Here is a 23,675-nt window from a genome sequence, read left to right as displayed (position 1 = left end):
GTGATCCCGGCGGGTATAGGGCTTACTCGGCGGCGACGGCGTCGAGAGCTTCGAGCGCATCAACCAGCGGACCGGCACCGAAGCGGAAGGGGTCGGTTGCGGGAAGGCCCATTTCGGCTTCGACCTTGGCCAGATAGGCTTTGGCTTCGGCTTCCGGCATATCCTTGGTGTTCACCGAGACACCGACAACCTTACAGTCGGAGTTCGCGACCTGCGCCAGTTGCAGCGCCAGATCGGCCACGGCCTGGATCGACGGCAGCTGGTAGCCCGGCAGACCACGCATATGCGCACGGGTCGGCTCGTGGCAGATCACCAGCGCATCGGGTTGGCCGCCATGGATCAGCGCCATGGTCACGCCCGAATAGGACACATGGAACAGCGAGCCCTGACCCTCGATCAGATCCCAGTGATCATCGTCGTTATCGGGGGTCAGATATTCGACCGAGCCGGCCATGAAATCGGCGATCACGGCATCGAGCGGCACACCGTCACCGGTGATCAGGATACCGGTCTGGCCGGTGGCACGGAAGCTGGCTTTCATGCCGCGCTCGCGCATCTCTTTTTCCACGCAGAGCGCGGTATACATCTTGCCGACCGAGCAATCGGTGCCCACGGCCAGCATGCGCTTGCCGCGGCGCTTCTCGCCATTGGCGATCGGATATTTCACCGAAGGAATACGCACGTCATGCAGCTGACGGCCGTGTTTCTCGGCAGCGGCCACCAGATCGGCTTCTTCGCGCAGCAGGTTATGGAGGCCCGAGGCCAGATCCATACCGGCTTCAAGCGCCTTGATCAGAACTTCTTTCCATGCAGCGGAAATTACGCCACCACGGTTGGCCACGCCGATCACCAGCGTCTTGCAGCCTGCCGCAACAGCCTCTTCCAGCGTCATGTCGGTCAGACCCATATCGGCCTTGCACCCGTCCATACGGAACTGGCCCACGGCGAACTCGGGACGCCAGTCCTTGATACCTTGCGCCACTTTCGCGGCCAGAGAGTCCGGCGCGTCACCAAGGAAAAGCAGATACGGGGTTTCGATAAGCGCCATAACAAGGCCTCCAAATTAGTCGTTGATCCTAAGCTAGGCTCTTTTCGATGAAATTTCTTTGGTATTTGGGGATCATTCGAATGATAATTCTGAAATATATTTCGTCAAAAGGCCATTTGGCCGATTTTATTTGCACGATGCCGGAAATTCGTCGGAGATTGAGCGGTGATTTTAATGATTCAAGCAAGACTGTGCCGCATAAACGAGTCGTTCATTCTGCAATGCAGAAAATCATTGAAAATCGGCGCGCAACAATATACCAAACGAAGCATCAGGATAGAAACATCATTACCGGAGGACCGATGAGTTTCCGCATCCAGCCCACCCCGCCTGCCCGCCCGAACCGGTGCCAGCTCTTTGGCCCCGGTTCCAACACGAAGCTCTTCGCCAAGATGGCAGCCTCTGCGGCGGATGTCATCAATTTGGACCTCGAAGATAGCGTCGCGCCCAATGATAAGGCGGTTGCCCGCAAAAACATCATCGCCGCCAGCCACGAGATCGACTGGAACACCAAGTATCTCTCGGTGCGGATCAACGCGCTCGATACGCCCTACTGGTATCGCGATGTGGTCGAGCTTTTGGAGGAAGGCTCGGAGCGCATCGACCAGATCATGATCCCCAAGGTCGGCTGCGCAGCGGATGTCTATGCGGTGGATGCGCTGATTACCGCGATCGAAGCCGCCAAGGGCCGCCAGAAAAAGGTCAGCCTCGAGGTGATCATCGAATCTGCCGCCGGTATCGCCCATGTCGAGGAGATCGCGGCCTCCTCGCCCCGCCTGCAGGCGATGAGTCTCGGTGCTGCTGATTTTGCCGCCTCGATGGGGATGGCGACCACCGGTATCGGGGGCACGCAGGAAAACTACTATATGCTGCATGAGGGCGCGAAATACTGGTCCGACCCCTGGCATTGGGCGCAAACGGCGATTGTGGCGGCCTGCCGCACCCATGGGCTCCTGCCGGTGGACGGGCCATTCGGCGACTTCTCCGACGACGAGGGCTTCCGCGCACAGGCGCTGCGCTCGGCCACGCTGGGCATGGTCGGCAAATGGGCGATCCATCCCAAACAGATCGCGCTCGCCAACGAGGTCTTCACGCCCTCCGAGGCAGCGGTGACAGAGGCGCGCGAGATTCTGGCGGCGATGGAACAGGCAAAATCCGAAGGCGCTGGCGCGGCGGTCTATAAGGGCCGTCTTGTCGATATTGCCTCGATGCGTCAAGCCGAGGTCATCGTGCGGCAGGCCGAGATGATCGGCGTGTGATTACGTCAGCGGGAGCCGGATCTCTGTCCGCAGCTCCCGCTCGGGCACTTCTTCGGGATTGTTGAGATAGACCTCATAGGCCACCAACCCGCGATGGGTCTCGCCCGAGGCCGGATACCATTCGTCGCCCAGCTTGGCATAGGCCTGCGGTAGTTGCCGGTAGGAGCCTGTCACTTCCAACACCGCATAACGGCCCTCGGGATAATGGATTTCCCTGAGGGGGGCGACGATGGGACAGCCCTCGGACACGATGAAACAGGCATCCGAACGCAGCTTGTCCACAGGGGTCACACGCGGATTGTCGTAACCTATAGCCGCCGCCCCCAGAACATGGCGCCACAACAGCCCCTCCTCGAAGACATTGACCAAGCGCCCGAACGCCGCCTCCAGATCCTCATAGGCTCCGCGATGCGCGATCGCCGCCAACCGGACGGCCGCCACATCCCGAATAGTGACCTCGCCAATCATCCTGCTCTCCTCACCACCTGAGGCTCATGTAGCATAGGTTTCACATCGTCACAGCCCTACCGTTGCATTTCCATGCGCACGAGGTCATATAGGCGCCATCGAGCCAACCGGAGGGTCACGATGATCAGCTATCTCGAATTCGAAAAGCCCCTTGCCGAGATCGAGGGCAAAGCCGAAGAGCTGCGCGCCTTGGCACGGGCAAACGATGAGATGGATGTAGAGAAGGAAGCAGCCGCGCTGGACAAGAAAGCCGCGCAGATGCTGAAAGACCTGTATAAGGATCTCTCGCCCTGGCGCAAATGTCAGGTCGCCCGTCACCCCGAGCGTCCGCATTGCAAAGACTATATCGAGACGCTCTTCACCGAATTCACGCCGCTTGCAGGCGACCGCAACTTTGCCGATGACCATGCCGTCATGGGTGGCCTTGCGCGCTTCAACGACCAGCCGGTGGTGGTGATCGGCCACGAGAAGGGCCATGACACCGCCTCGCGCATCGCGCGCAATTTCGGCATGGCGCGCCCCGAGGGCTACCGTAAGGCGATCCGCCTGATGGAAATGGCTGATAAGTTCGGCCTGCCGGTAATCTCTCTGATCGACACCCCCGGTGCCTATCCGGGCAAGGGCGCGGAAGAGCGCGGCCAATCGGAAGCGATTGCACGTTCGACCCAGACCTGCCTCAACATCAAGGTTCCGATGATCTCCATCGTAATCGGTGAAGGTGGTTCGGGCGGGGCCGTGGGCTTTGCCGCAGGCGACCGCGTCGCGATGCTCGAACATTCGATCTATTCGGTGATCTCGCCCGAGGGCTGCGCCTCGATCCTGTGGAAGGATGCCGAGAAGATGCGCGAAGCCGCCGAGGCGCTGCGCCTGACCGCGCAGGATCTGAAAAAGCTCGAGGTGATTGACCGGATCATCAAGGAACCGATGGGCGGTGCCCAACGCGACCGCGCGGCCACTTTTGACGCCGTATCGAAAGAAATCACCGCGATGCTGAAAGAGCTTTCGGGCCGTGACGGTGCCGCGCTGGTCAAATCCCGCCGCAAGAAATTCCTCGATATGGGGTCCAAGGGCCTCGCGGCCTGATCCCTGCCGGCCTGACAGATACCGGACAGTCAAAAGCCCCCGCCAGTCCTGCTGAGCGGGGGCTTTTCTTTTGGCGCGGAGCGGGATCAGCCCTTCGGGTCGAGCGCGGCCACGATCGGCATCCCGGCTTCGGCCATCAGCATATTGGACCGCGTCTCGATCTGGCTCTCGATCTCGGCCATGAAGGCATCGACCTTGAGGCCGGGCTCGATGGCGGGCAGGAACTCGATCACCGCCAGTCCGGGTTTGCGCAGGATCGCATGTTTGGGCCAGAATAGCCCCACATTCACCGCCACCGGCACTGCCGCCGTCTTGAGCGTGGAATAGAGCGCCCCCGCCCCGATCTTGTAGGGCCTGACATCGCCGGGCGCGACACGGGTGCCTTGCGGGAAGATCACCAGCTGGCCGCCCTTTTCCTGCCCTTTCTTGGCGGCTTTCAGCATCGCCTTCACCGCCGCGCCGCCCTTGCCACGGTTGACCGGAATGCAGCCGATGGCCCAGGCGAACCACCCCAGAAACGGCATATAGGCCAGCTCGCGCTTCATGATGAACTTGCCCTTCGGCAGGGCCGAATAGATTATCAGGATATCCATGAAGCTCTGGTGTTTGGCGCAGATCAGCACATCACCTTCGGGCACCGTGCCACGCACCTCGGTGCGCAGCCCCACGAGCCAGCGCGCGGTAAAGCGGATCCAGTGGCAATAGGTCCGGCAGATCATCACCGCCACATTCCGCCCGCCGATCAGCGCGAACGGAAACAGGCAGACCGTCATCACGGCCATCACCAGATACATCTGGACGATAAAGACGATAGAGCGGAGATATTGCATCAGCGGATCCCTTTCAGCATGCGCATTGCGGCAAATTGCGTGGCCCCGAAGGCCACGAAGGCGGCAAGCACCGGAATGAGGAGCGGCCAGAGCCAGCCCGCCCCCGTGAAGCCGAGCCCCGTGAGGAAGGCGCCTGCGGGGCTCGCATCGGGCAGCATCGCCACAGCGGCCATGCCCAGAAGCGTCCCGATCACCGCTCCCGCCAGCCCGCGGGCGGTGAAGCGGCGCACAAAGGCGCGGGCGATGAACTGGTCGCGCGCGCCCACAAGGCGCAGCGTGCGGATCACCTGACCATTGGCCGCCAGCGCCGCTTGCGCCGCCAGCGTGATCATCCCTGCCATCGCCCCGCCGATCAGGACAAGCGACACCAGCCCCAGCATCCGCAGCCGGCCGGCCGCCTGCACCAGCGGACGCCGCCAGCGGGTATGGTCATCGAGCACCGCACCGGGGGCCTCGGCCTGTAGCCTGAGCCGCAGCCCTTCCACATCGATCCCCTGCCCGCTTTCGGTAATCTCGACAAGGCGCGGCAGCGGCAGCGTATCCACCGGCAGGTCGGAGCCGAACCACGGCTTCAACAGCTTCAGCATCTGGTCATCATCCAGCGCCTTGTAGTCCGAGATACCCGGCGTCTCGCCCAGCACCTTGAGAACCGCATCGACCTGCGTCTGCATCTGGTCCTCGGGCGCCGAGATCCGCACCGTGGCGGTGCGCGCCAAGGCATCGGCCCAGCGATGCGCCAGCCGGTTCGTCGCCAGCGACAGCGCCAGCGCGAAGACCGCCAGAAAGGCCATTGCGGCGGCCGTGATCAACGTCAGCCGTGCGGTAAAGCCGGTGGGCGGGACGACCCGCCCCGCCGTGCCCTGCTCGATCTTGAGGAAATTCATCATCACAGGTCCGCCCCCGCCAATTGCAACCGCCGCCCCGAAATCCGCAAAACCCGCGCCTGCACCTGCGCCTTGGCCTGCCGGATCAGGTTGAGATCATGGGTGGCAATCACCACCGTCTTGCCCATCCGGTTCAGCTCCACCAACAGCCCCAGCAGCCTGAGCGACATTTCCCAATCGAGGTTGCCGGTAGGCTCGTCAGCCAGAATGACATCGGGGCTCATCATCACCGCGCGGGCCAGCGCCGCACGCTGACGCTCGCCGCCCGAAAGCTGGGGCGGCAGGGCATTGGCCTGCGCCTTCAGCCCGACCCAGGCCAGAAGCTCGCCGATTTCCTGCGGATGCGCGGGCCGCCCCGAGACGGTCAGCGGCAGCGCGACATTCTCGATCAACGGCAGATGGTCGAGAAACTGGCAGTCCTGATGCACCACGCCGATCCGCTGGCGCATCATCGCGCGGTCATCGCGGGTCATGGCGCGCACATCCTGCCCCATCAGGCTGATATGGCCCGCCACCGGCAACAGTTCGGCATAGCACATCTTCAGAAACGAGGTTTTCCCTGCGCCGGACGGGCCCGTCAGAAAATGGAACGATCCGGGGACGAGCCTGAGAGAGACCTCCGACAGAAGCTCGATCCCGTTATAGCCAATCGCGACATTTTCTAATTCGATCACCAAAGGCCCCCTCGCATCGTCATTTTTGCTCTGATCGATGCTAATACTTGGATATTGATTGGCTGCTTGCTACAACATCGTAAAATGAATTGCCAGATTGGCGGTAACGTCCCGAGCGGACATTGGGCCCATATATAGTGACCGAGGCATATCCCCAATGCGATTGACCTGCCCCAAATGCGCAGCCCAATACGAAGTCAGCGACAAGGTCATTCCCGATGGCGGGCGCGATGTGCAATGCGCGAACTGCCAGACGATGTGGTTCCAGCCGTCGGCGCGCATGCTGGCCATGCCCCATCCGGCCGAGGATCCCCGTTATGCCAGGGCCCCGGGTTTCAGCGAGGCCCCACAATCCGAGTGGCAACCGGGCGGCACGATCCGCAATCTGGCCGATGCCGACCGCGCGCAGGATCTCCACGACGATGCCATTGCCGCCGAAATCGCCAAGGCGCTCGAGGATAACAAGGCCCTGCCGGAAGAGCCCGTGATGGCAGAGAGCTCCGAGCCCGAGGAGCTCTCTGGCGATCCGGACAACGAGATCGGGGAGGAGCTTCGCCCCGCACCCCAACCGGGCCTGATGCCGCGCCGCAAGCTTGATGACGGGCTTCTGGCGATCCTTCGCGAAGAGGCAGAGCGCGAGGCGCAAGCCCGCCGTGCCGAGGGCAGTCTGCTGCAGACGCAAGAAGAAATGAACCTCGAGCCGGTCGCCAAGGCCGCCGCCAGCCGTGTGCAGGCCAAGCTGGCTCTTCTGCGCCAGACACAGGAAGCCGAAACCGCGCAGCCGGTCGAGGACAGGACCGTCGAGGAAGGTAGCCCGGCGGACACCGTCTCCGGAGAGGAGGATAACTTCTGGCCAGAGGGCACGCCATGTGCCGAAACCGAGGACGGCTTGGAAGACAGATCCGCGGAATACGAGCCCGACGAGGCGATCCCCGAGGACGAGCTATCCTTTGGGGAGGACGCATTCGAGGCCGTCCTTCCCGCACCCGAATTCTCGCAGGACGACCCCGAGGACATTCCCGTCGTGGCGGCCTATGCAGAACCGCTGAGCCCCGAGGAATTTGCGAACGAGGATCCCGATTACCATATCGGCGCGACGCTGGACGAGGATGATTTTCTTGGTTCCGAAGAGCCGGAACCCGAAGCTTCCGAACCCCAAAAGCCCGAGGAAGCTGCCAAGGACAAGGCCCATGTCTCGGTCAGCTATACCGGAAACACCGCGACCGAGCCCGAAGCGCCACAAGAGCCCGAACCGGAAACGCCGGAGGAAGAAACCGAACTCCTGCATGTCGAGCCAGTCCTCGTGCCGCCTGCGCCGCCTCTCCATCCGGTCGACAAGGTCAACCATTTCAGCCGTCGCGACCAGTTGCCCGATATCGAGGAGATCAACTCCACGCTGCGCGCCACTTCTGATCGCGGTCGTCATGCCGCCGCGTTCGATGCGCCGCAGACACTGGCACGCCAGCGCAGCGGGTTCCGGCTGGGCTTCGGGCTGGTGGTAGGGTTGGCAGTGATCATGGCGGCGCTCTATCTGGCCTCGGACCAAATCTCGGCCACGATCCCCGCACTGCAGGTGCCTCTGGCAGGCTATGTCGCGGCTGTCGATCAGGCGCGTCTGGCACTTGATATACAGCTTGAGAAGCTGATTGTCTGGCTGGGCGGCACGAACTGAACGCCGCGCCGCCAAATCCCGCCCGTCAGAACCGGTCCAACAGCCGGTCGAGATAATCGCGCTCGTCCGCGCTGCGGTCGCGTTCGGCCTGACGGCGGCGGATTTCGTCCAGCAGATCGCGCGCGCGGCCATAGGGGTTCTCCCCTTGGAGCATATTCTCGTCGGTGCCCACGCGGTTGCCATCGCCCGCCGAGCGGCCGAGTGGATCCCTCGGCACCTCGCGCTGGCCATTCTGTCCGCCCTCGCCGCCGCGTGCCTCGCCCTGTTCGCCCTGCTGGCCCGCCTGACGGCGTTCCTCGCCGTTTTGTGCATTGTTCAGCGCCTGCATCCCGTCGCGAAGGGACTGGATCGCCTCGGCCTGATTATCGAGCGCACGGCCATTATCCCCCTCGCGCAGCGCCTCCTCGGCACGTTCCATCGCCTCGCCAGCGTCATTGAGACGCTTCTGCGCGCGGTCGCTTTCTTCCGAGCCCAGATCGGGTAGCAGGCCCTTCTGGCGGTCGAGTTCCTGCCGCAGCGCGCGCTGGCGCTCGGACAGGCTCTGACCGGAGCTGCCATTGCCCTGGCCGGGTTGACCCTCTCCGCTCTGCTGGCCCTGCCCATTCTGCTGACCCTGCTGACCTTGGCCCTGTTCGCCATTCTGCAGATCGCGGAAGGCTTCGTCGGACAGTTCCTGCTGGTCGCGCAAAGTGTCGCGCAGGCTCTGCATCTGTTGGTTGCCCTCGCCCTGGCCCTGCGTGACCTGCATGTTCTCCATCATGCGGTTGAACTGTTCCAGAAGCTCCTGCGCCTCGGCCATGCGGCCTTCCTTCATCAGGCGCTGGATCTCGTCCATCATCTGCTGGAGCTGGTCACCGGTGATCTGCTGGCCCTGCTGCTGACCGTCCTGCGGCGGCTGGTCGCCCTGATCCTTGTTCCGCTCGGCCAGCATGCGGATATAGTCGTCGGTCGCCTCTTTCAGCTCCTGCATCAGCTTGTCGATCTCGTCCTGCGAGGCGCCGTTGCGCATGGCCTCCGACAGACGCTCCTGCGCGCGCTGCATCCGTTCGAGCGCATTGGACAGCCCGCCATCCTCGACCAGCTCGGCCATCTGCCAAAGCATATCGGCCAGCTCATCGCGCACCCCGGGCGTCTCGAGCCCCTGATCGAGCCGCCCGATCACGCCCCGCAGCAGAACCCGCACCTCGGTCGAGCGGATCAGATCGGTGGCGCGATTGTTCAGGGCCTTCAGGATCTCGGCGACATAGGGGCCATTCTCGCGGTTCCACAGCAGGTCCTGCCGCATCTCGATCAGCGCCGAGGCCAACGGATCGAAGAAGCGCCGCCCCGGTAGGGTGATCTCCTGCCAGCCGCTGCTGCCGGTCTGGCCGCGCCCGTCGGTCACATCCAGCTCGAGCTTCACCGGCAGGTTGGCCCAAGGGTGCTTCTCGGCCTGCTCGACCAGTGAACCATCGAAATCGCTGCGCGAACCGGTATAGGGCATCGGCAGATCGAAAATCAGGGTCTCGCGCGGTTCGGGATCGATTTTCAGCCCGAATTTGCGCGGGATGGCCGCCAGATCCAGCTTGATCTTCGCCTGCCCACTGGTCACGGCATAATCATCGGAGGCATGGAAGGGCAGAACCATCGTGCCATCGGCACGGCGTTCCACGCTGCCCGTCAGCGCCACTTCGGGGGCGTTATCAGGGGCAATTGTGATGTCGAACTTGCGCCCGCCATTGGCAGATATCTCGACGATCCCGTTCTGCACCGCCTCGAAATCGCGGCGCGAGACATCGGTGGTGGCCTCGGATTGCGGGACCGCCGCAGGACTGGACACGCTTTCGGTAAAACCGATCGCGCTTGCATCGCCATAGAAGCGGAAAGAAAACCGCGTGCCCTCTGGCAACGTGAGCGTATCGGTCTTGAGATTGTTCAGGTAGAGGCCGGGCTGGCCGGTATAGCGCGGCGGCTCGGCCCAACCTTCCCAGCTGGGGCCCATCGCGGCGAGGGCGGGCGCGGTGCCGCCCGGCACAGCGCCCGGATTGAACATCCGCGCGGGCGCGCCAAAGACGAGCGCAACAACCAGCAACAGGATCGCCGTCATTCTGAGCGCGTAAGGGTCGCGCGGTGCGAGATCGGGATCGGGGCGTACTGCCTTGGCCGCCTTGGCACGCTCGGCCATGCGGGTCATATGGGCCTGCCACAAGGCCGCGGTGGCCGGATCGTCCCCGCCCAGAGCCATACCATCACCCAAAGCGGTCAGTGGACGACCTGGGAGGGTTTCATCAACCCGCGCGAGGGCCTCGGCACGGCTGGGCCAATGGAACGCTCTGAAACCAATGGCTAATGTGGCACAAAGCGCCAACGCCCAGAGGAGCACGATCCCCCAGAACACACCCGCAGGCAGTTCAGCCATCCCGAAGGCAAGCGCCGCCACCGCAACGGCCAAGAGCGAAAGCGCGGGCCAGAAGGCACGCAAACCACGTTCGACCACAAGCCCGAGGCGGGTCTGCGAAATCTTGCGGGACACCTTCCGCAGAGCGGGATCGGTGGATGAGAGGACGGGATCAGGCTTGCGCTTTGTCATCGGTCCTTTCCGGGCGTGTCGGACACGCCCGAAACAGGGTCGTGCTTAGAGCCACTCTGGAATGCTATCGCGAGAAAGCATTTCCTCAAAGCTTGGTCGTTGGCGGATAACAGCGAAGTGATCACCACGCACCAGAACCTCGGGGATCAGCGGGCGCGAGTTATATTCGGAGGCCATGACCGCACCATACGCCCCTGCCGAGCGGAAAGCTACAAGATCTCCGGCACCTACGGGTGGAAGGTTGCGGGCCTTGGCGAAAGTGTCGCCGGTCTCGCAGACAGGGCCCACAATATCGAAGGACTCCTGCTCGACGCCGGCTTGTGCCTCGACCACCGGAATGATGTCGTGATGCGCGCCATACATCGACGGGCGCACCAGATCATTCATCGCCGCGTCGAGAATCAGGAAGTTCCGGCCCTCGCCCTCTTTCAGATAAATCACCTCGGAGACCAGAATACCGGCATTGCCCGAGATTAGACGGCCCGGCTCGATCTCGATCTCGCAGCCCAAATCACCCACCGCACGGCGGATGACATCGCCATATTCGATCGGCAGGGGCGGTGCGTTATTATCGCGCTGATAGGGAATGCCCAGACCGCCACCCAGATCGAGACGACGGATATCGTGACCGTCGGCGCGCAGGGCGCGTGTCAGTTCGGCCACCTTGTTGAAAGCGGCTTCGAAGGGTTCGAGATCGGTCAGTTGCGAGCCAATATGCACGTCAATACCCACGACATCGATCCCCGGCAGCTTTGCCGCCATCGCATAGACAGCCTGCGCCTTAGCGATCGGAATCCCGAATTTATTCTCGGATTTGCCGGTGGCGATCTTCTCATGGGTCTTGGCATCCACATCGGGGTTCACGCGGATGGCGATGGGGGCCTTGAGCCCCTTGGCCGCCGCGATGTCCGAAATGGCCAGCAATTCAGGCTCGGATTCCACGTTGAACTGGCGGATACCACCGTCAAGCACCAGCGCGATCTCCTCGCGGGTCTTACCCACGCCCGAGAACACGATCCGCTCGCCGGGGACGCCCGCAGCCTTGGCGCGACGATATTCCCCACCCGAGACCACATCCATACCCGCGCCCAGATCGCCCAGCAGTTTCAGCACCGCCAGATTGCTGTTCGATTTGATCGCGAAACAGATCAGATGATCGGTCCAGCCAAGCGCCTCCTGGAACAGCTTGAAGTGACGTTCCAGCGTGGCGGCCGAATAGATATAGACCGGCGTGCCGACCGATTTGGCGATCTCCGATACGGGCACATCCTCGGCATGCAACGCACCATCTTTATATGTGAAGTGATCCATGAGGTCTTTCCGATACCCTGTAAGAGGACCGCCCGTGCCGGGCGGCCTGATATTATTGGTTCTGCTGTGCTTCGGCAGGCGAGACCGGCGGACCTTCGACCCCGCAGGCCGCCAGCGCCAGAAGCGCTAGGACAAGTGCAGCCTTCATGCCAGCGCCTCTTTCCAACGGGTGATCTGGGCGCGCACCTGCGCGGGCGCGGTGCCACCATATGACATCCGCGAGGCAACAGAGTTATGCACACCCAGCACCGTGAAAATGTCCTCGGTGATAGCTGCATTGACCGACTGCATATCGGCAAGCGTCAGATCCGGCAGATCGCAGCCCTTGTCCTCGGCCATTGCAACCAGAGTGCCGGTCACATGGTGGGCGTCGCGGAAGGGCAGACCCGCCTCGCGCACGAGCCAGTCGGCCAGATCGGTCGCGGTGGAAAAGCCGCTCGATGCCGCCGCTTCGAGCTTGTCGGTCTTGACGGTCAGATCGGAGATCATGCCCGCCATCGCCGCCAGCGACAGCATGAGGTTGTCGGCGGCATCAAACACCTGCTCCTTGTCTTCCTGCATATCCTTGGAATAGGCGAGCGGCAGGCCCTTCATGATGGTAAAGAGGGCCACTGTCGCACCGAGGATACGGCCGATCTTGGCGCGGATCAACTCGGCCGCATCGGGATTGCGCTTTTGCGGCATGATCGAGGAACCCGTCGACCATTTGTCCGACATTGCGACAAAACGGAACTGCGCGGAGGACCAGATCACCAACTCCTCGGCCAGACGGCTCATATGCACGGCGCAGATCGAGGACGCCGAGAGGAATTCGAGCGCGAAGTCACGATCCGATACCGCATCGAGGCTATTGGCCATCGGACGGTCGAAATCGAGCGCCTTCGCGGTCGCATGGCGATCGATATCGAACCCGGTGCCAGCCAGCGCCGCCGCCCCCAGAGGTGATTCGTTCATACGTTTGCGGGCATCGGTGAACCGGCCCAGATCCCGCGCGAACATCTCCACATAGGCCATCATGTGATGGCCCCAGGTGACCGGCTGCGCGGTCTGCAGATGGGTGAAGCCCGGCATAACCCAATCGGCGCCAGCTTCGGCCTGACCGATCAGCGATTTGATCAGCCCGTCAAGCCCGTTGATTGCTGCGTCGCATTGATCGCGCACCCAAAGGCGGAAATCGGTCGCAACCTGATCATTGCGCGAACGCGCGGTGTGCAGGCGGCCCGCTGGTTCGCCAATGATCTCTTTCAGCCGCGCCTCGACATTCATGTGGATATCTTCGAGCGCTGTGGAGAAGGTGAACTTCCCCTCTTCGATCTCTGACAAAACGGTGAGAAGACCTTCCCTGATGGCGCTTGCATCGTTATCAGTGATGATACCCTGCGCGGCCAACATCGCGGCATGGGCCCGGCTACCCCGGATATCCTGTGCGGCAAGACGCTGGTCAAACCCGATCGAGGCATTGATCGCCTCCATGATCGCGTCGGGACCTGCGGCGAAACGCCCGCCCCACATTGCGTTGGAGGATTTCGGTTCGCTGGTCTGTTCGGTCATCTTTCGGCCCTGTCATCTGGAGGCAAAATGCTGCGGTCCCTCGTCCTTTATACGGCCCTCGCGCTTGGTGCAAATGCGGCGATGGCTGCGGAGCTCGATCAGTACAAAACCGGCGAGATGCAGAAACTGGTGACCTATGACGCGCCGATCAGCCTGCCGGATGTGGCGTTCGAGGATGAAGGGGGCCAAGCGCACCATCTCGCAGACTACCGGGGAAAGGTGGTCGTGCTGAATTTCTGGGCCACATGGTGCGTTCCCTGCCGCGAGGAAATGCCGGCACTGGAAAACCTGCAGAGATCGGTGGGTGGGGATGATCTGTCGGTGGTCACGGTTGCGAGCGGACGAAATTCGGCGCAGAAGATCGACCGGTTCTTTGCCGATATCGGGGTCGAAAGCCTGCCGAAATATACCGACCGCTCCCAACGGGCCGCACGGTCCTTAGGGGTGCTGGGCCTGCCGGTAACGATTATCATCAATCGCGAGGGGCAGGAAGTAGCACGGCTCATCGGCGGCGCCGACTGGTCCGGCACGGACGCGCAGGCATTTCTGCGCGCCGTTGTTTCAGAGTAGATCTAAGGGGTTGTATCAGGCGGTGCTGCGCATATAGGAGGACATCGCATTTTCGATGACCTCGGAAAGCTGCATGATCGCCTCGAGCCGTTCCTTGATATCGGCATGGAAGGAATCAAGCTGGTCGATCGTTGTCGAAAGACCACCGACATCCCGCATCCGGCCGCATTCCACGCGCCCGAGCACGCGGATCGTGTCGAGGCCCAGCATCTGGCGCCGAATATCGGCACTGGCGCGATTGAGTTCGGCCGCGTAACCGACGGCGCGTGACATGGCTGCCCGAGCATCATCGGTGCATTTCGCCTCGAGGCGGTTCAGAAGTGCCTGCTCCTCCATCCAGTCAATCTGCGGGACCGGAACGCTTTTATCGATATTCACGACCATCTCGGACATGACACGGTTACAACCGATCAGGAAGAGGACACGCGCGACCTCGCGGGACAGCCGCTCGCACATATTGTCGCTACCGCCGACGAAACTTGCCAGACGCTGCGAAATAACCTGAGAACTCGCTTTGTAATTCTCGGAAATCGCCGATACCGGCCCGCCCGAAGGCTCCATCCGCGAAGCGACGATTCGCATATTGTTCGGAACGGATTGCAGCGCCTCGAAGCTGCGCAGCAGCTTCACCTGCTGTTCGGTCGCCTTCTCAAGCGCATGGTTCATCTCGGCAAGTATACGGGTACGGCGGTCTGCGGTACGTTTCAGCCGGTCATCACGCTTTGCAAGCTCCTGCCCCAGAGCATAGGCGATAAAGCTCGTATAGCTCGAGAACCCCTGAGTGGCGGCCTCTTCGCGCAGCAGATCTGCCGAGTCTTCCGCTGTCAGCCCCTCACGTTGCTCCCGCTCCACGATTTGCGGATAGATCTCCTTGATCCGCTGGAACACATCACTCGACGGCTTGAGACGCACACTGAGATACCCCCCCTCAATTGGGAGAATTACAGCCAGAACCCAGTAATAATCACCATTTTTACAACGGTTCTTCACATAGGCCCCGATCGGGTTTCCCTTCTGGATCGAGTCCCACATGATGCAGAACACGCCCTTGGGCACATCCTTATGGCGAACAACCTTATGGGGGGCGTTGATCAGCTCGTCCCACGAGAAACCAGCGACGCGCTGGAAGACATCGTTCCCCGCCTGAATGACACCGCGCGTATCGGTGCGAGAATAAAACAGTTCATCAAAACCGAACGGGGCCTCACTCTCGTGAGTCGTCGAAAAACCGGTCTGCGCGTTCATAAACCAATGCCCTTTTGCGTGGATCTGCAGGCACCATATGCCGATTGCGGTTACGGTTTGGTTTACGCCGCTGAGCACACAGACATTCAGGATCCGTTTACCATAAAGGTAAGAGAAAATTCCTATTTACAAAATCTTAGCCCTAAAGTTGCAATCTCACACGGTCCACTGACGGAGCGCAAAAGATGAAAAGCGATTCTAATCTCGATCTCGATACCGACCATTCGTCCGAAAGCCCGCTTTCCTTCGCGATTGCCCAGCGTGACAAGAATACCATAGCTATGGTGGAGCGTGCAGTCGAACGGCACGACGTCGTGCTCGCGTTCCAGCCCGTCGTCCAGACCTCGCGGCCCGATCAGATAGCATTTTACGAAGGCCTGATCCGTGTTCTGGACGAGCGTGGCCGTGTCATTCCGGCCAAAGATTTCATCGAAACGGTCGAGAATACCTCGCTCGGGCGCAAGCTGGACTGCCTCGCGCTTGAGGCAGGCCTGATCGCCTTGCGTGAGAATGACGGGCTTCGCCTGTCCATCAATATGTCGGCGCGTTCGATCGGCTATCCGAACTGGATGAAGACGCTGAACAAAGGGCTGGCCGCCGATGAAACGGTTGCCGAGCGGTTGATTCTGGAAATAACCGAAAGCTCGGCGATGCAGATGCCGGAACTGGTCACCGTCTTCATGCAGGATCTACAGGCGCGTGGCGTTGCCTTTGCACTGGATGATTTCGGCGCGGGCTACACGTCTTTCCGTTACCTGCGCGAGTTCTATTTCGATATTCTCAAGATTGATGGCCAGTTCATCAAAGGCATCGCCGAAAGCCCCGATAATCAGGTTCTGACCGAGGCGCTGATGTCGGTTGCGCGGCATTTCGAGATGTTCACCGTCGCCGAAGCTGTCGAGAACTGCGACGATGCCGCATTTTTGACCTCATTGGGTGTCGATTGCATGCAAGGTTACTATTTCGGAGCGCCAACAATTATGCCACCTTGGAAGACGCCCCCGGCGGGCAGAATGCGTGCGTGAACGGTTTAACTCGTATTTGTCCTGAAATTGCATTGTTGCAGATATTTTCTCTGACGCGGTCCTTGTGTGGCAAGGTTTACCGAGCAGATCGTTCTTGCCATCATCTGAAAAACAATATTTCAAAAAATCATTGAAATCTTTACGATTGACACTTGACCTCCTCCTGCGAGACGGCATCCTGCGATGCAAGCGCGATAGAAATCGCTTCTCAGGAGGAAAGAATAATGACCAATGTCGTCATCGTTTCGGCTGCACGCACCGCAGTTGGCAGCTTCAACGGATCGCTCGCAGACGTTCCAGCCCAAGACCTTGGCAAATCTGTCCTCGAGGCCGTCGTCGAGCGTGCAGGCATCGACAAGGCGGATGTCAGCGAGACGATTTTGGGACAGGTCCTCACGGCCGGCCAGGGCCAGAACCCTGCGCGTCAGGCGCATATTAACGCCGGTCTGCCGATCGAGTCGGCGGCATGGAGCATCAATCAGGTCTGCGGCTCCGGCCTTCGCTCGGTCGCGCTGGCGGCACAACATATCATGCTGGGCGATGCCTCCATTGTCATCGCGGGCGGACAGGAAAACATGTCAATGTCGCCCCACGTCGCCCATCTACGCTCGGGCACCAAGATGGGCGACATGAAAATGATCGACTCCATGATCAAGGATGGCCTGTGGGACGCATTCAACGGCTACCATATGGGCCAGACAGCGGAGAACGTCGCCGCCCAATGGAAGATCAGCCGCGAGATGCAGGACGAATTTGCCCTCGCCTCACAGCAGAAAGCTGAAGCTGCGCAGAAGGCCGGCAAGTTCAAGGACGAGATCATCCCCTTCACGATCTCGACCCGTAAAGGCGAGATCATCGTCGATGCCGACGAATATATCCGCCACGGTGCCACCATCGAGAGCATGCAGAAGCTACGCCCCGCGTTCATGCGCGACGGCGGTACGGTCACGGCCGGGAATGCTTCGGGAATCAACGACGGCGCCGCTGCGGTTCTACTGATGACCGAGGAAGAGGCCGAGAAACGTGGACTTACCCCGATGGCGCGAATTGCCTCCTATGCAACGGCTGGCCTGGATCCCTCGATCATGGGCTGTGGTCCGATTCCGTCGTCGCGCAAGGCGCTCGAAAAGGCAGGGTGGTCGGCCGCAGATCTGGACCTGATTGAAGCCAATGAGGCGTTTGCCGCCCAAGCTTGTGCCGTGAACAAGGATATGGGCTGGGACACCTCCAAGGTGAACGTCAATGGCGGCGCAATCGCAATCGGTCACCCGATCGGTGCAAGCGGGGCCCGTATCCTGAACACCCTGCTGTTCGAGATGAAGCGCAGCAAAGCCAAAAAAGGCCTCGCCACGCTGTGCATCGGCGGCGGCATGGGCGTGGCAATGTGCCTTGAAGGGCTATGAGCCCTCAACCGCACTACGAATTATAACGGACAGACTATAAGGGCCAGAACCGGCCCAGGAGGAAAAGAATGCCCAGAGTTGCACTCGTGACCGGCGGATCCCGCGGTATCGGCGCGGCGATCGCCAAGGCTCTGAAAGCCGCAGGCTATACCGTTGCCGCCAATTATGCCGGTAACGACGAGGCCGCTGCCAAATTTACCGAAGAGACCGGCATCCCGACCTATAAATGGTCAGTTGCCGATTACGATGCCTGCGCCGCAGGGATCGCCAAGGTCGAGGCCGATTTGGGTCCCGTGGATATCCTCGTCAACAATGCGGGCATCACGCGTGACGCACCGTTCCATAAAATGACCAAAGATCAATGGGATCAGGTCATCGGGACCAACCTGTCGGGCGCGTTCAACATGACCCATCCGCTCTGGCCGGGCATGCGCGAGCGCAAATTCGGGCGCGTGATCAACATCTCGTCGATCAATGGCCAGAAAGGCCAGTTCGGGCAAGCCAATTACTCGGCGGCGAAGGCGGGCGATATCGGCTTCACCAAAGCACTTGCACAGGAAGGCGCGCGCAACAACATCACCGTCAACGTCATCTGCCCGGGCTATATCGCGACCGAGATGGTTATGGCCGTGCCGGAAAAGGTGCGCGAGGCCATCATCGGCACCATCCCTGTGGGCCGTCTGGGCGAGCCGGAAGATATCGCGCGAGCCGTGGTCTTCCTCGCCTCCGACGAGGCAAGCTTCATCACCGGCTCGACGCTCTCCGCGAATGGCGGTCAGTATCTGTCCTGAAGCCTTGGATACCGCACATGAAAAAGGCCCGTCACGCGCGGGCCTTTTCCTTTTGGGGTCCCTCGGAAGCTCCGGCCCGTTCTCGACCGGAAGGCACAGAGGGGCTGCTCGGCAAACGCTGCTGCCGATCACTGTCGTTGACATCCCGACCCGTGTCTACGGGCCATCATGGATAGGGTCTGGGGTTGAGGTCCACGGTGCTGGCCAGCTGATCCTGCGGATCCCGTGTGTCCTCGCTAACGTGCTGCGCTGCAGCCCAAGGATCGGGCTACAACAGTGAGGTCACGCCTGTTCGAGACGCACGATCTCCTGCTTGATATGCAGTTTCTGCTTCTTCATCTGGGCAATTTGCAGCCCGGGGAAGCCAGGATTTCGAGTCGCGCGCTCAACCTCGGCGGACAGAGCCTGGTGCTTCTTGCGGAGTTCGGTGATATGCGAACTGAGCGACATGGGCAGTCTCCTCTCTGTTTGAGCCCTTACAGTTCAGCACGTTTTTTCGTTTCTGTCACGAGTTTGTCGTGCTTGTGGGCTTACCTCCAGATTGAGTGGCGAATTATTGCGAAAATGTTAAAGTCATATCGGCAATTTTTGCCCCATACGCAGTATGGACTGCGCAACTTCGCTCAAGTCCTCGGCATCCCCCGTGTGATGTGCGCGTGCATGCAGAACCAGAGGCGCCAGCAGCTTCAGTGGCGTTTTCGCACCTTTTCGTGAGATCACGATCACCCGCCCCGCATCACGCCCCTGACGCGCCGCAATCGGCAGAATCCGAATCGCCCCAGACCGCCCATGCAGGGCACACAGGATGTCATCGAGCCGGTCGGCATTCTGGATCAGCACCAGATGGCCCGAGGGTTTCAGGCGTTTCAGCCCTTGGCGGATCCATTCGGAAAGCGGAGTCGCCTCGCGTTGGGCCGTCTCGCGACCTGCATCTCGCGCCGCGGTCCCGTTCTGCGGTGCAAAATAGGGCGGGTTGGCGATGACATGATCGAAGCTCATCTGCCGCAGCGCAGCGGGCATCTGCTCCAGATCGCCCTCATGCACGGTAAACTCCAGATCATTGGCCTGCGCATTGCGGCGCGCCAGATCGGCATAGACGGGCTGCAATTCCAGCCCGTGCAGATCGAGCCCCGCCACACGCCGCCCCAGACACAGGCTTGCCACCCCTGCCCCGCAGCCCAGCTCCAACACGCTCTCGCCCGCCTGCGCGCCACAGGCCGCCGCCAGCAGCACCGGGTCCATTGCCGCGCGATAGCCGAAACGCGGCTGGTAGATTCGCAGCGCCCCACCGATGAAATCATCGCAGCTCAGATCTTCGGGGGCAAACATCAGTCCGAGCCGATCTCGTTATCGTCCAGCACCACCCTTGCCCGCGCCAGATCCCCATCCGTGACCATAAGACGACGCGGCAAAATACCTATGCTGCCTTCGAGCACGCTCATATGGACGTCCATTTCAAAGCTGTTTATACCCTCGCCGGTAAGAAGGGCTTTGGCCAAGGCCAATTTCACGGGATTTGTCGTGCGCAGAAGCTCTTTCATCCATCCTCATTACCGTCCGGCCCCGTGCCTGTCGAGATGGGGAGAGCGGGAAGGACAAGGAAGATGAGCCTCGACGACAAGGCAGTAAAACCGCATGACCGGCTTGCGCAGGCTCTCGCCGGCGATATGGAGGCGGTGAATGCCCTGATCCGCACCAAGATGGCCTCGAAACACGCACCGCGCATTCCGGAAGTGACCGCGCATCTGGTCGAGGCGGGCGGCAAGCGCCTGCGCCCGATGCTGACACTGGCTGCCGCGCGGATCTGCGGCTATGACGGCCCCTATCACGTCCATCTGGCCGCCACCGTCGAGTTCATCCACACCGCGACACTTCTGCATGACGATGTGGTCGATGAAAGCGCGCAGCGTCGTGGCCGCCCGACCGCGAACCTTCTCTGGGATAACAAATCCAGCGTCTTGGTCGGCGATTATCTCTTTGCCCGTGCGTTCCAGCTGATGACCGAGCCCGACAATATGCGTGTGCTGGGCATCCTGTCGAATGCCTCGGCCGTGATTGCCGAGGGCGAGGTGCTGCAGCTGACGGCGGCGCAGGATCTGGCGACCACCGAGGACATCTACCTGCAGGTCATCCGTGGCAAGACCGCGGCGCTGTTCTCGGCAGCGACCCAGGTGGGCGGTGTTCTGGCCGAAGCCGATCCGGCCTCGGAAAAGGCGCTGTTCGATTATGGCGATGCGCTGGGTATTGCCTTCCAGATGGTCGATGACCTGCTCGATTATGGCGGGGTGACCGATGTTATCGGCAAGAATACCGGCGATGATTTCCGCGAGCGCAAGCTGACCCTGCCGGTCATCAAGGCCGTGGCGGCCGCCGATCAGACCGAGCGCGCCTTCTGGAGCCGTGTCATCGAGAAAGGTGACCAGCAGGACGGTGATCTGGAGCAGGCGATGGCGCTGATGGCCAAACATGGCACATTGGCGGCCACCCGCGATGCCGCGATCGTCTGGGCCGACCGCGCCCGCGCCGCACTCGGCGCTCTGCCCGACCATCCGCTGCGCGCCATGCTGGATGATCTGGCCGATTACGTCGTGGCCCGCGTGCGCTAAGGCGCCGCCTTCAGGACAACATCTGCGCCGGCTGGACCCACCAGCCGGCCTTTTCATTTGCCAGCGTCTCTGCTGCGGTCTCGGCCTGCGTCCGCGTAGCAAAGAGCCCCCAGCAAGTGCTGCCGGAGCCCGAAAGGTTCTGCATCAGGCAGCCCGGTTGCAATGACAGCGCCTCGAGGATCAGGGCGATCTGGGGCATATGCTCCGGCCCCTGCGCGTCCGTCAGGACATCTGCGAAATCGTTGCCATGCGCGGCCAGCCAGAGCGCGAAATCCTCATACCCCATCCCCGGCGGCACATGAAGGACAGGCGCGGGGGCGACGCCCGTCTCGCGCGCCAGAGCCCTGAACATCGCCCCTGTCGGCGTCTCGATCTGCGGGTTGACCAGCACCAGCCAGCTATCGGGCAGAACCGGTGCGGGCACCAGCAACTCGCCGATGCCGCGCATGATCTGGGGCTGCGGCGCCTGCATGCACACGGGCACATCCGCCCCAAGGGCCAGCGCCTCCCCGGCGCTTAGCGGCGGCACATCCCACAGCTCGGCCAAGAGCTTCAGCGCCAGCGCCGCATCGGATGACCCTCCCCCGATCCCGCCACCATGCGGCAGGGTCTTGGTCAGCGTGATCCGCGCACCCTTCCGGCAGCCCGTTCTTTCCTGCAACAGATGCGCGGCCTTCAGCACCAGATTGCGCCCGTCGACCGGCACACCTCTGGCAAAGGGGCCATCGACCTCAAGCACCAGCGCCTCATGCGGCGCCACCTCCAGCCGGTCGCCAAACCCTGCAAAAACAACGAGGCTCTCGAGCGTATGATAGCCATCCGCCCGACGCCCCGTCACCGCAAGCGACAGATTGACCTTGGCAGGCGCGATACCGGACAGGGTCATTGGACCGCCGGTTGTGCCTTCAGGGGCGCTGCGCCCTCTTCTTTGAGCACCGCATCAAGCCCCATATCCAGCTTGCGCTGCACACGGTCCATATCCACATCCTCGCCCGGACCGAAGGCAATGGCGCGCTTCCACTGGAACCGTGCCTCGCGCTTGCGGCCCACGGCCCAGTAGACATCGCCCAAGTGGTCATTGACCAGCGGATCGACGGATTCCAGCGTGGCGGCCTTCTCCATCTCGGTCACCGCCTCGTCGTAACGGCCCAGACGGAAGAGCGCCCAGCCGAGACTGTCGATGATATAACCGGAATCGGGCGAGTTTTTCACCGCCTCGCGGATCATCTTCAGCGCCTCTTCGAGGTTCTCGCCTTTTTCCACATAGGAATACCCGAGATAGTTCAGCACCGAAGGCTGGCCCGGATTGAGCTCGAGCGCCTTGCGGAACTCGCCTTCGGCACGGTCCCATTTGTCCGACCGCTCATCCGAGATACCGGCGGCATAATAGACAAACCAGTCGCGCGGCTCGGGCGTCTGGATGCGCGAGAGCGCCTTTTGATAGGCCTCGGCAGCCTCGCCGAACCGCTCCTCGCGGCGCAGCATATCGCCCAGCGAGACCCAGACCCCGCGCAGTTCGGGATCGGCTTCGGCCACGGCCTGCACGGTCTTGATCGCCTCGTCGGCTTGGCCGGCGCGCATCATGGTCTCGGCCTTGCCAAGCTCGGCGGCGTAATGCAGCTGGCTCGCGGCATCGATCTGGTCATAGGTGGCAATCGCCAGATCATATTGTTCCTGCTGGTCCAGCACCGAGGCCGCCAGCAGCGTGGCATCGGCATTGCGCGGGTTCAGCCATTGCGCGATCCGCGCATGCAGAAGCGGCACCGCATCCTCGACATCGCCGCCCGAAAGCGCCGCACCGATGGAATAGTAAAGCTCGCCCACACCTTCCTGCGCATTGGTGGCCACATCGAAGGGCAGCGTCTCGCCATCCTCCAGACGTTTACTCAGCGCGGCAAGCTGCGGATCGAGCGCATCCCCGAAGACCGATTTCAGAAGCGCTACCGCATCCGCGTTACGGTCGAGATTGGACAGCACCTCGACATGGGCCATCACGCCGCGGCGGGTCGCGTGGATCGCATCGGATGCCTCGCCCGAGAGGATCTTGTCGGCGCTCTCGAAATCGCCCACCTGCGCCATGGCCAGCGCCTTATGATACTCGGCAAAGCCCTGCAGGCCCGGCAATTTGGCAACCTGATCGAAAGCATCGAACGCATCCGTCATCTTGCCTTGGCCCACATAGACCCATGCGCGGTAAAGCTGGGTGAAGAGCGGCCCGATATTCTGGGTGCTATCGACCAGTTTCAACGCCTCGTCGAAACGATCATTGCGCACGGCATCCGCCAGACGCACCAGAAAGACCGGCTGGCTATCGGCCGCATCGGCATCCGTTGCCGCAACCTGATTGGCGATCTCGACGGCCTTGTCGAAATCCCCCAGCACCAGTTGCGCCGTCATCGAGGATTCCGCCACACCGCGATCGATGATCCCCTTCTGCAACAGCTGGGCATAATAGCTCGTTGCAGTCTGGTAATCATTATCCGCAGTAGCAGCCCGCGCGGCGAGATAGGCACCTGCGGCATCGGGTGCATCGGCGGCAAAAGCCATCGGCGCCTGCAGCGCGGCGATTGAAAAGGCCAACGCGCGAACCGGCGTCATTCGAAACGGCATGGATATGTCCTCTCTCGTGTTCCCCAAATCCTAGCCGCGTAGGACACCATACGCAATGAGCCGTGCCACGCCGCCA

Annotated in this window: 22 protein-coding genes; 8 read left to right on the top strand and 14 right to left on the bottom strand. The window is 61.6% G+C overall.

All coding sequences use genetic code 11. From position 1 onward, the window contains the following. Positions 1-22 precede the first annotated feature (22 nt). Positions 23-1,048 (bottom strand): N-acetyltransferase DgcN, encoded by a 1,026-nt coding sequence (gene dgcN, locus WDB91_RS04780; RefSeq protein WP_339114008.1) that lies wholly within the window; start codon positions 1,046-1,048, stop codon positions 23-25. 302 nt (positions 1,049-1,350) lie between these two features. Between dgcN and WDB91_RS04775 the strand changes: the two genes are divergently transcribed. Next, positions 1,351-2,307 carry an L-malyl-CoA/beta-methylmalyl-CoA lyase gene (locus tag WDB91_RS04775; protein WP_339114007.1) on the top strand — a complete coding sequence of 319 codons (957 nt, stop codon included), beginning with the start codon at positions 1,351-1,353 and terminating at the stop codon, positions 2,305-2,307. On the opposite strand, the gene WDB91_RS04770 is transcribed toward WDB91_RS04775, so the two are convergent. Beyond that, positions 2,308-2,775, bottom strand: coding sequence for a GyrI-like domain-containing protein (locus tag WDB91_RS04770; protein ID WP_339114006.1), 468 nt, complete (start codon positions 2,773-2,775; stop codon positions 2,308-2,310). A 123-nt stretch (positions 2,776-2,898) separates the two neighbouring features. On the opposite strand from WDB91_RS04770, the gene WDB91_RS04765 reads away from it, so the two are divergent. Beyond that, positions 2,899-3,858: an acetyl-CoA carboxylase carboxyltransferase subunit alpha gene (locus tag WDB91_RS04765; protein WP_339114450.1), complete on the top strand. Its 960-nt coding sequence runs from the start codon at positions 2,899-2,901 to the stop codon at positions 3,856-3,858. 86 nt (positions 3,859-3,944) lie between these two features. Here the strand turns inward: WDB91_RS04765 and WDB91_RS04760 are convergent, their stop codons facing one another. The 3 genes from WDB91_RS04760 to WDB91_RS04750 are packed head-to-tail and all read right to left on the bottom strand — an operon-like array spanning position 3,945 to position 6,246. Continuing rightward, on the bottom strand, positions 3,945-4,688 hold the full coding sequence (locus tag WDB91_RS04760; protein WP_339114005.1) for a lysophospholipid acyltransferase family protein: 744 nt from the start codon (positions 4,686-4,688) through the stop codon (positions 3,945-3,947). Further along, on the bottom strand, positions 4,688-5,575 hold the full coding sequence (locus tag WDB91_RS04755; RefSeq protein ID WP_339114004.1) for an FtsX-like permease family protein: 888 nt from the start codon (positions 5,573-5,575) through the stop codon (positions 4,688-4,690). Before WDB91_RS04755 ends, WDB91_RS04760 begins: the two co-directional genes overlap by 1 nt. Then, a complete protein-coding gene (locus WDB91_RS04750) occupies positions 5,575-6,246 on the bottom strand; it encodes an ATP-binding cassette domain-containing protein (protein WP_339114003.1) in 672 nt (223 codons plus the stop codon). The genes WDB91_RS04755 and WDB91_RS04750 overlap by 1 nt, the downstream gene beginning before the upstream one ends. A 157-nt stretch (positions 6,247-6,403) precedes the next feature. Between WDB91_RS04750 and WDB91_RS04745 the strand changes: the two genes are divergently transcribed. After that, on the top strand, positions 6,404-7,918 hold the full coding sequence (locus WDB91_RS04745) for a zinc-ribbon domain-containing protein (protein WP_339114002.1): 1,515 nt from the start codon (positions 6,404-6,406) through the stop codon (positions 7,916-7,918). Between the two features lie 25 nt (positions 7,919-7,943). Here the strand turns inward: WDB91_RS04745 and WDB91_RS04740 are convergent, their stop codons facing one another. The 3 genes from WDB91_RS04740 to argH form a co-directional block, all read right to left on the bottom strand. Beyond that, the gene (locus WDB91_RS04740) at positions 7,944-10,487 is read right to left on the bottom strand and encodes a TIGR02302 family protein (RefSeq protein WP_339114001.1); all 2,544 of its coding nucleotides are present in this window, start codon (positions 10,485-10,487) and stop codon (positions 7,944-7,946) included. A gap of 45 nt (positions 10,488-10,532) precedes the next feature. Then, positions 10,533-11,798, bottom strand: coding sequence for a diaminopimelate decarboxylase (gene lysA, locus WDB91_RS04735; protein ID WP_339114000.1), 1,266 nt, complete (start codon positions 11,796-11,798; stop codon positions 10,533-10,535). Positions 11,799-11,942: 144 nt separating this feature from the next. Then, complete coding sequence (gene argH, locus WDB91_RS04730; protein ID WP_339113999.1) at positions 11,943-13,349, bottom strand: argininosuccinate lyase; 1,407 nt, start codon at positions 13,347-13,349, stop codon at positions 11,943-11,945. 27 nt (positions 13,350-13,376) lie between these two features. Here argH and WDB91_RS04725 point away from each other — a divergent pair, with 27 nt between their 5' ends. After that, entirely contained in the window at positions 13,377-13,919 is a 543-nt protein-coding gene (locus tag WDB91_RS04725) for a TlpA disulfide reductase family protein (RefSeq protein ID WP_339113998.1), read from the top strand. Between the two features lie 15 nt (positions 13,920-13,934). Here the strand turns inward: WDB91_RS04725 and WDB91_RS04720 are convergent, their stop codons facing one another. After that, a complete protein-coding gene (locus WDB91_RS04720; protein ID WP_339113997.1) occupies positions 13,935-15,164 on the bottom strand; it encodes a PAS domain-containing protein in 1,230 nt (409 codons plus the stop codon). 185 nt (positions 15,165-15,349) lie between these two features. Here WDB91_RS04720 and WDB91_RS04715 point away from each other — a divergent pair, with 185 nt between their 5' ends. From WDB91_RS04715 to phbB, 3 genes are all read left to right on the top strand, one after another. After that, positions 15,350-16,189, top strand: coding sequence for an EAL domain-containing protein (locus WDB91_RS04715; RefSeq protein ID WP_339113996.1), 840 nt, complete (start codon positions 15,350-15,352; stop codon positions 16,187-16,189). Between the two features lie 224 nt (positions 16,190-16,413). Continuing rightward, positions 16,414-17,592, top strand: a complete 1,179-nt coding sequence (locus WDB91_RS04710) for an acetyl-CoA C-acetyltransferase (RefSeq protein ID WP_339113995.1) — start codon at positions 16,414-16,416, stop codon at positions 17,590-17,592. Between the two features lie 68 nt (positions 17,593-17,660). After that, on the top strand, positions 17,661-18,383 hold the full coding sequence (gene phbB, locus WDB91_RS04705; protein ID WP_339113994.1) for an acetoacetyl-CoA reductase: 723 nt from the start codon (positions 17,661-17,663) through the stop codon (positions 18,381-18,383). Positions 18,384-18,665: 282 nt separating this feature from the next. On the opposite strand, the gene WDB91_RS04700 is transcribed toward phbB, so the two are convergent. The 3 genes from WDB91_RS04700 to WDB91_RS04690 all read right to left on the bottom strand — a co-directional run bounded on the left by WDB91_RS04700 (position 18,666) and on the right by WDB91_RS04690 (position 19,924). Beyond that, entirely contained in the window at positions 18,666-18,833 is a 168-nt protein-coding gene (locus tag WDB91_RS04700; protein ID WP_339113993.1) for a YdcH family protein, read from the bottom strand. Between the two features lie 123 nt (positions 18,834-18,956). Beyond that, on the bottom strand, positions 18,957-19,712 hold the full coding sequence (locus WDB91_RS04695) for a methyltransferase (RefSeq protein WP_339113992.1): 756 nt from the start codon (positions 19,710-19,712) through the stop codon (positions 18,957-18,959). Continuing rightward, entirely contained in the window at positions 19,712-19,924 is a 213-nt protein-coding gene (locus tag WDB91_RS04690) for a DUF2007 domain-containing protein (protein ID WP_339113991.1), read from the bottom strand. Before WDB91_RS04690 ends, WDB91_RS04695 begins: the two co-directional genes overlap by 1 nt. A gap of 63 nt (positions 19,925-19,987) precedes the next feature. On the opposite strand from WDB91_RS04690, the gene WDB91_RS04685 reads away from it, so the two are divergent. Beyond that, entirely contained in the window at positions 19,988-20,989 is a 1,002-nt protein-coding gene (locus tag WDB91_RS04685; RefSeq protein ID WP_339113990.1) for a polyprenyl synthetase family protein, read from the top strand. Positions 20,990-20,999: 10 nt separating this feature from the next. Here the strand turns inward: WDB91_RS04685 and WDB91_RS04680 are convergent, their stop codons facing one another. Then, positions 21,000-21,875, bottom strand: a complete 876-nt coding sequence (locus WDB91_RS04680) for a 4-(cytidine 5'-diphospho)-2-C-methyl-D-erythritol kinase (RefSeq protein WP_339113989.1) — start codon at positions 21,873-21,875, stop codon at positions 21,000-21,002. Continuing rightward, positions 21,872-23,599 carry a tetratricopeptide repeat protein gene (locus tag WDB91_RS04675; protein ID WP_339113988.1) on the bottom strand — a complete coding sequence of 576 codons (1,728 nt, stop codon included), beginning with the start codon at positions 23,597-23,599 and terminating at the stop codon, positions 21,872-21,874. Before WDB91_RS04675 ends, WDB91_RS04680 begins: the two co-directional genes overlap by 4 nt. Between the last annotated feature and the right edge of the window lie 76 nt (positions 23,600-23,675).

This window comes from Thioclava sp. GXIMD2076 (assembly GCF_037949795.1).
GTDB lineage: Bacteria > Pseudomonadota > Alphaproteobacteria > Rhodobacterales > Rhodobacteraceae > Thioclava > Thioclava kandeliae.
Note: the sequence above shows the minus strand (reverse complement) of the source record. Positions and strands in the feature narration are given on the sequence as shown.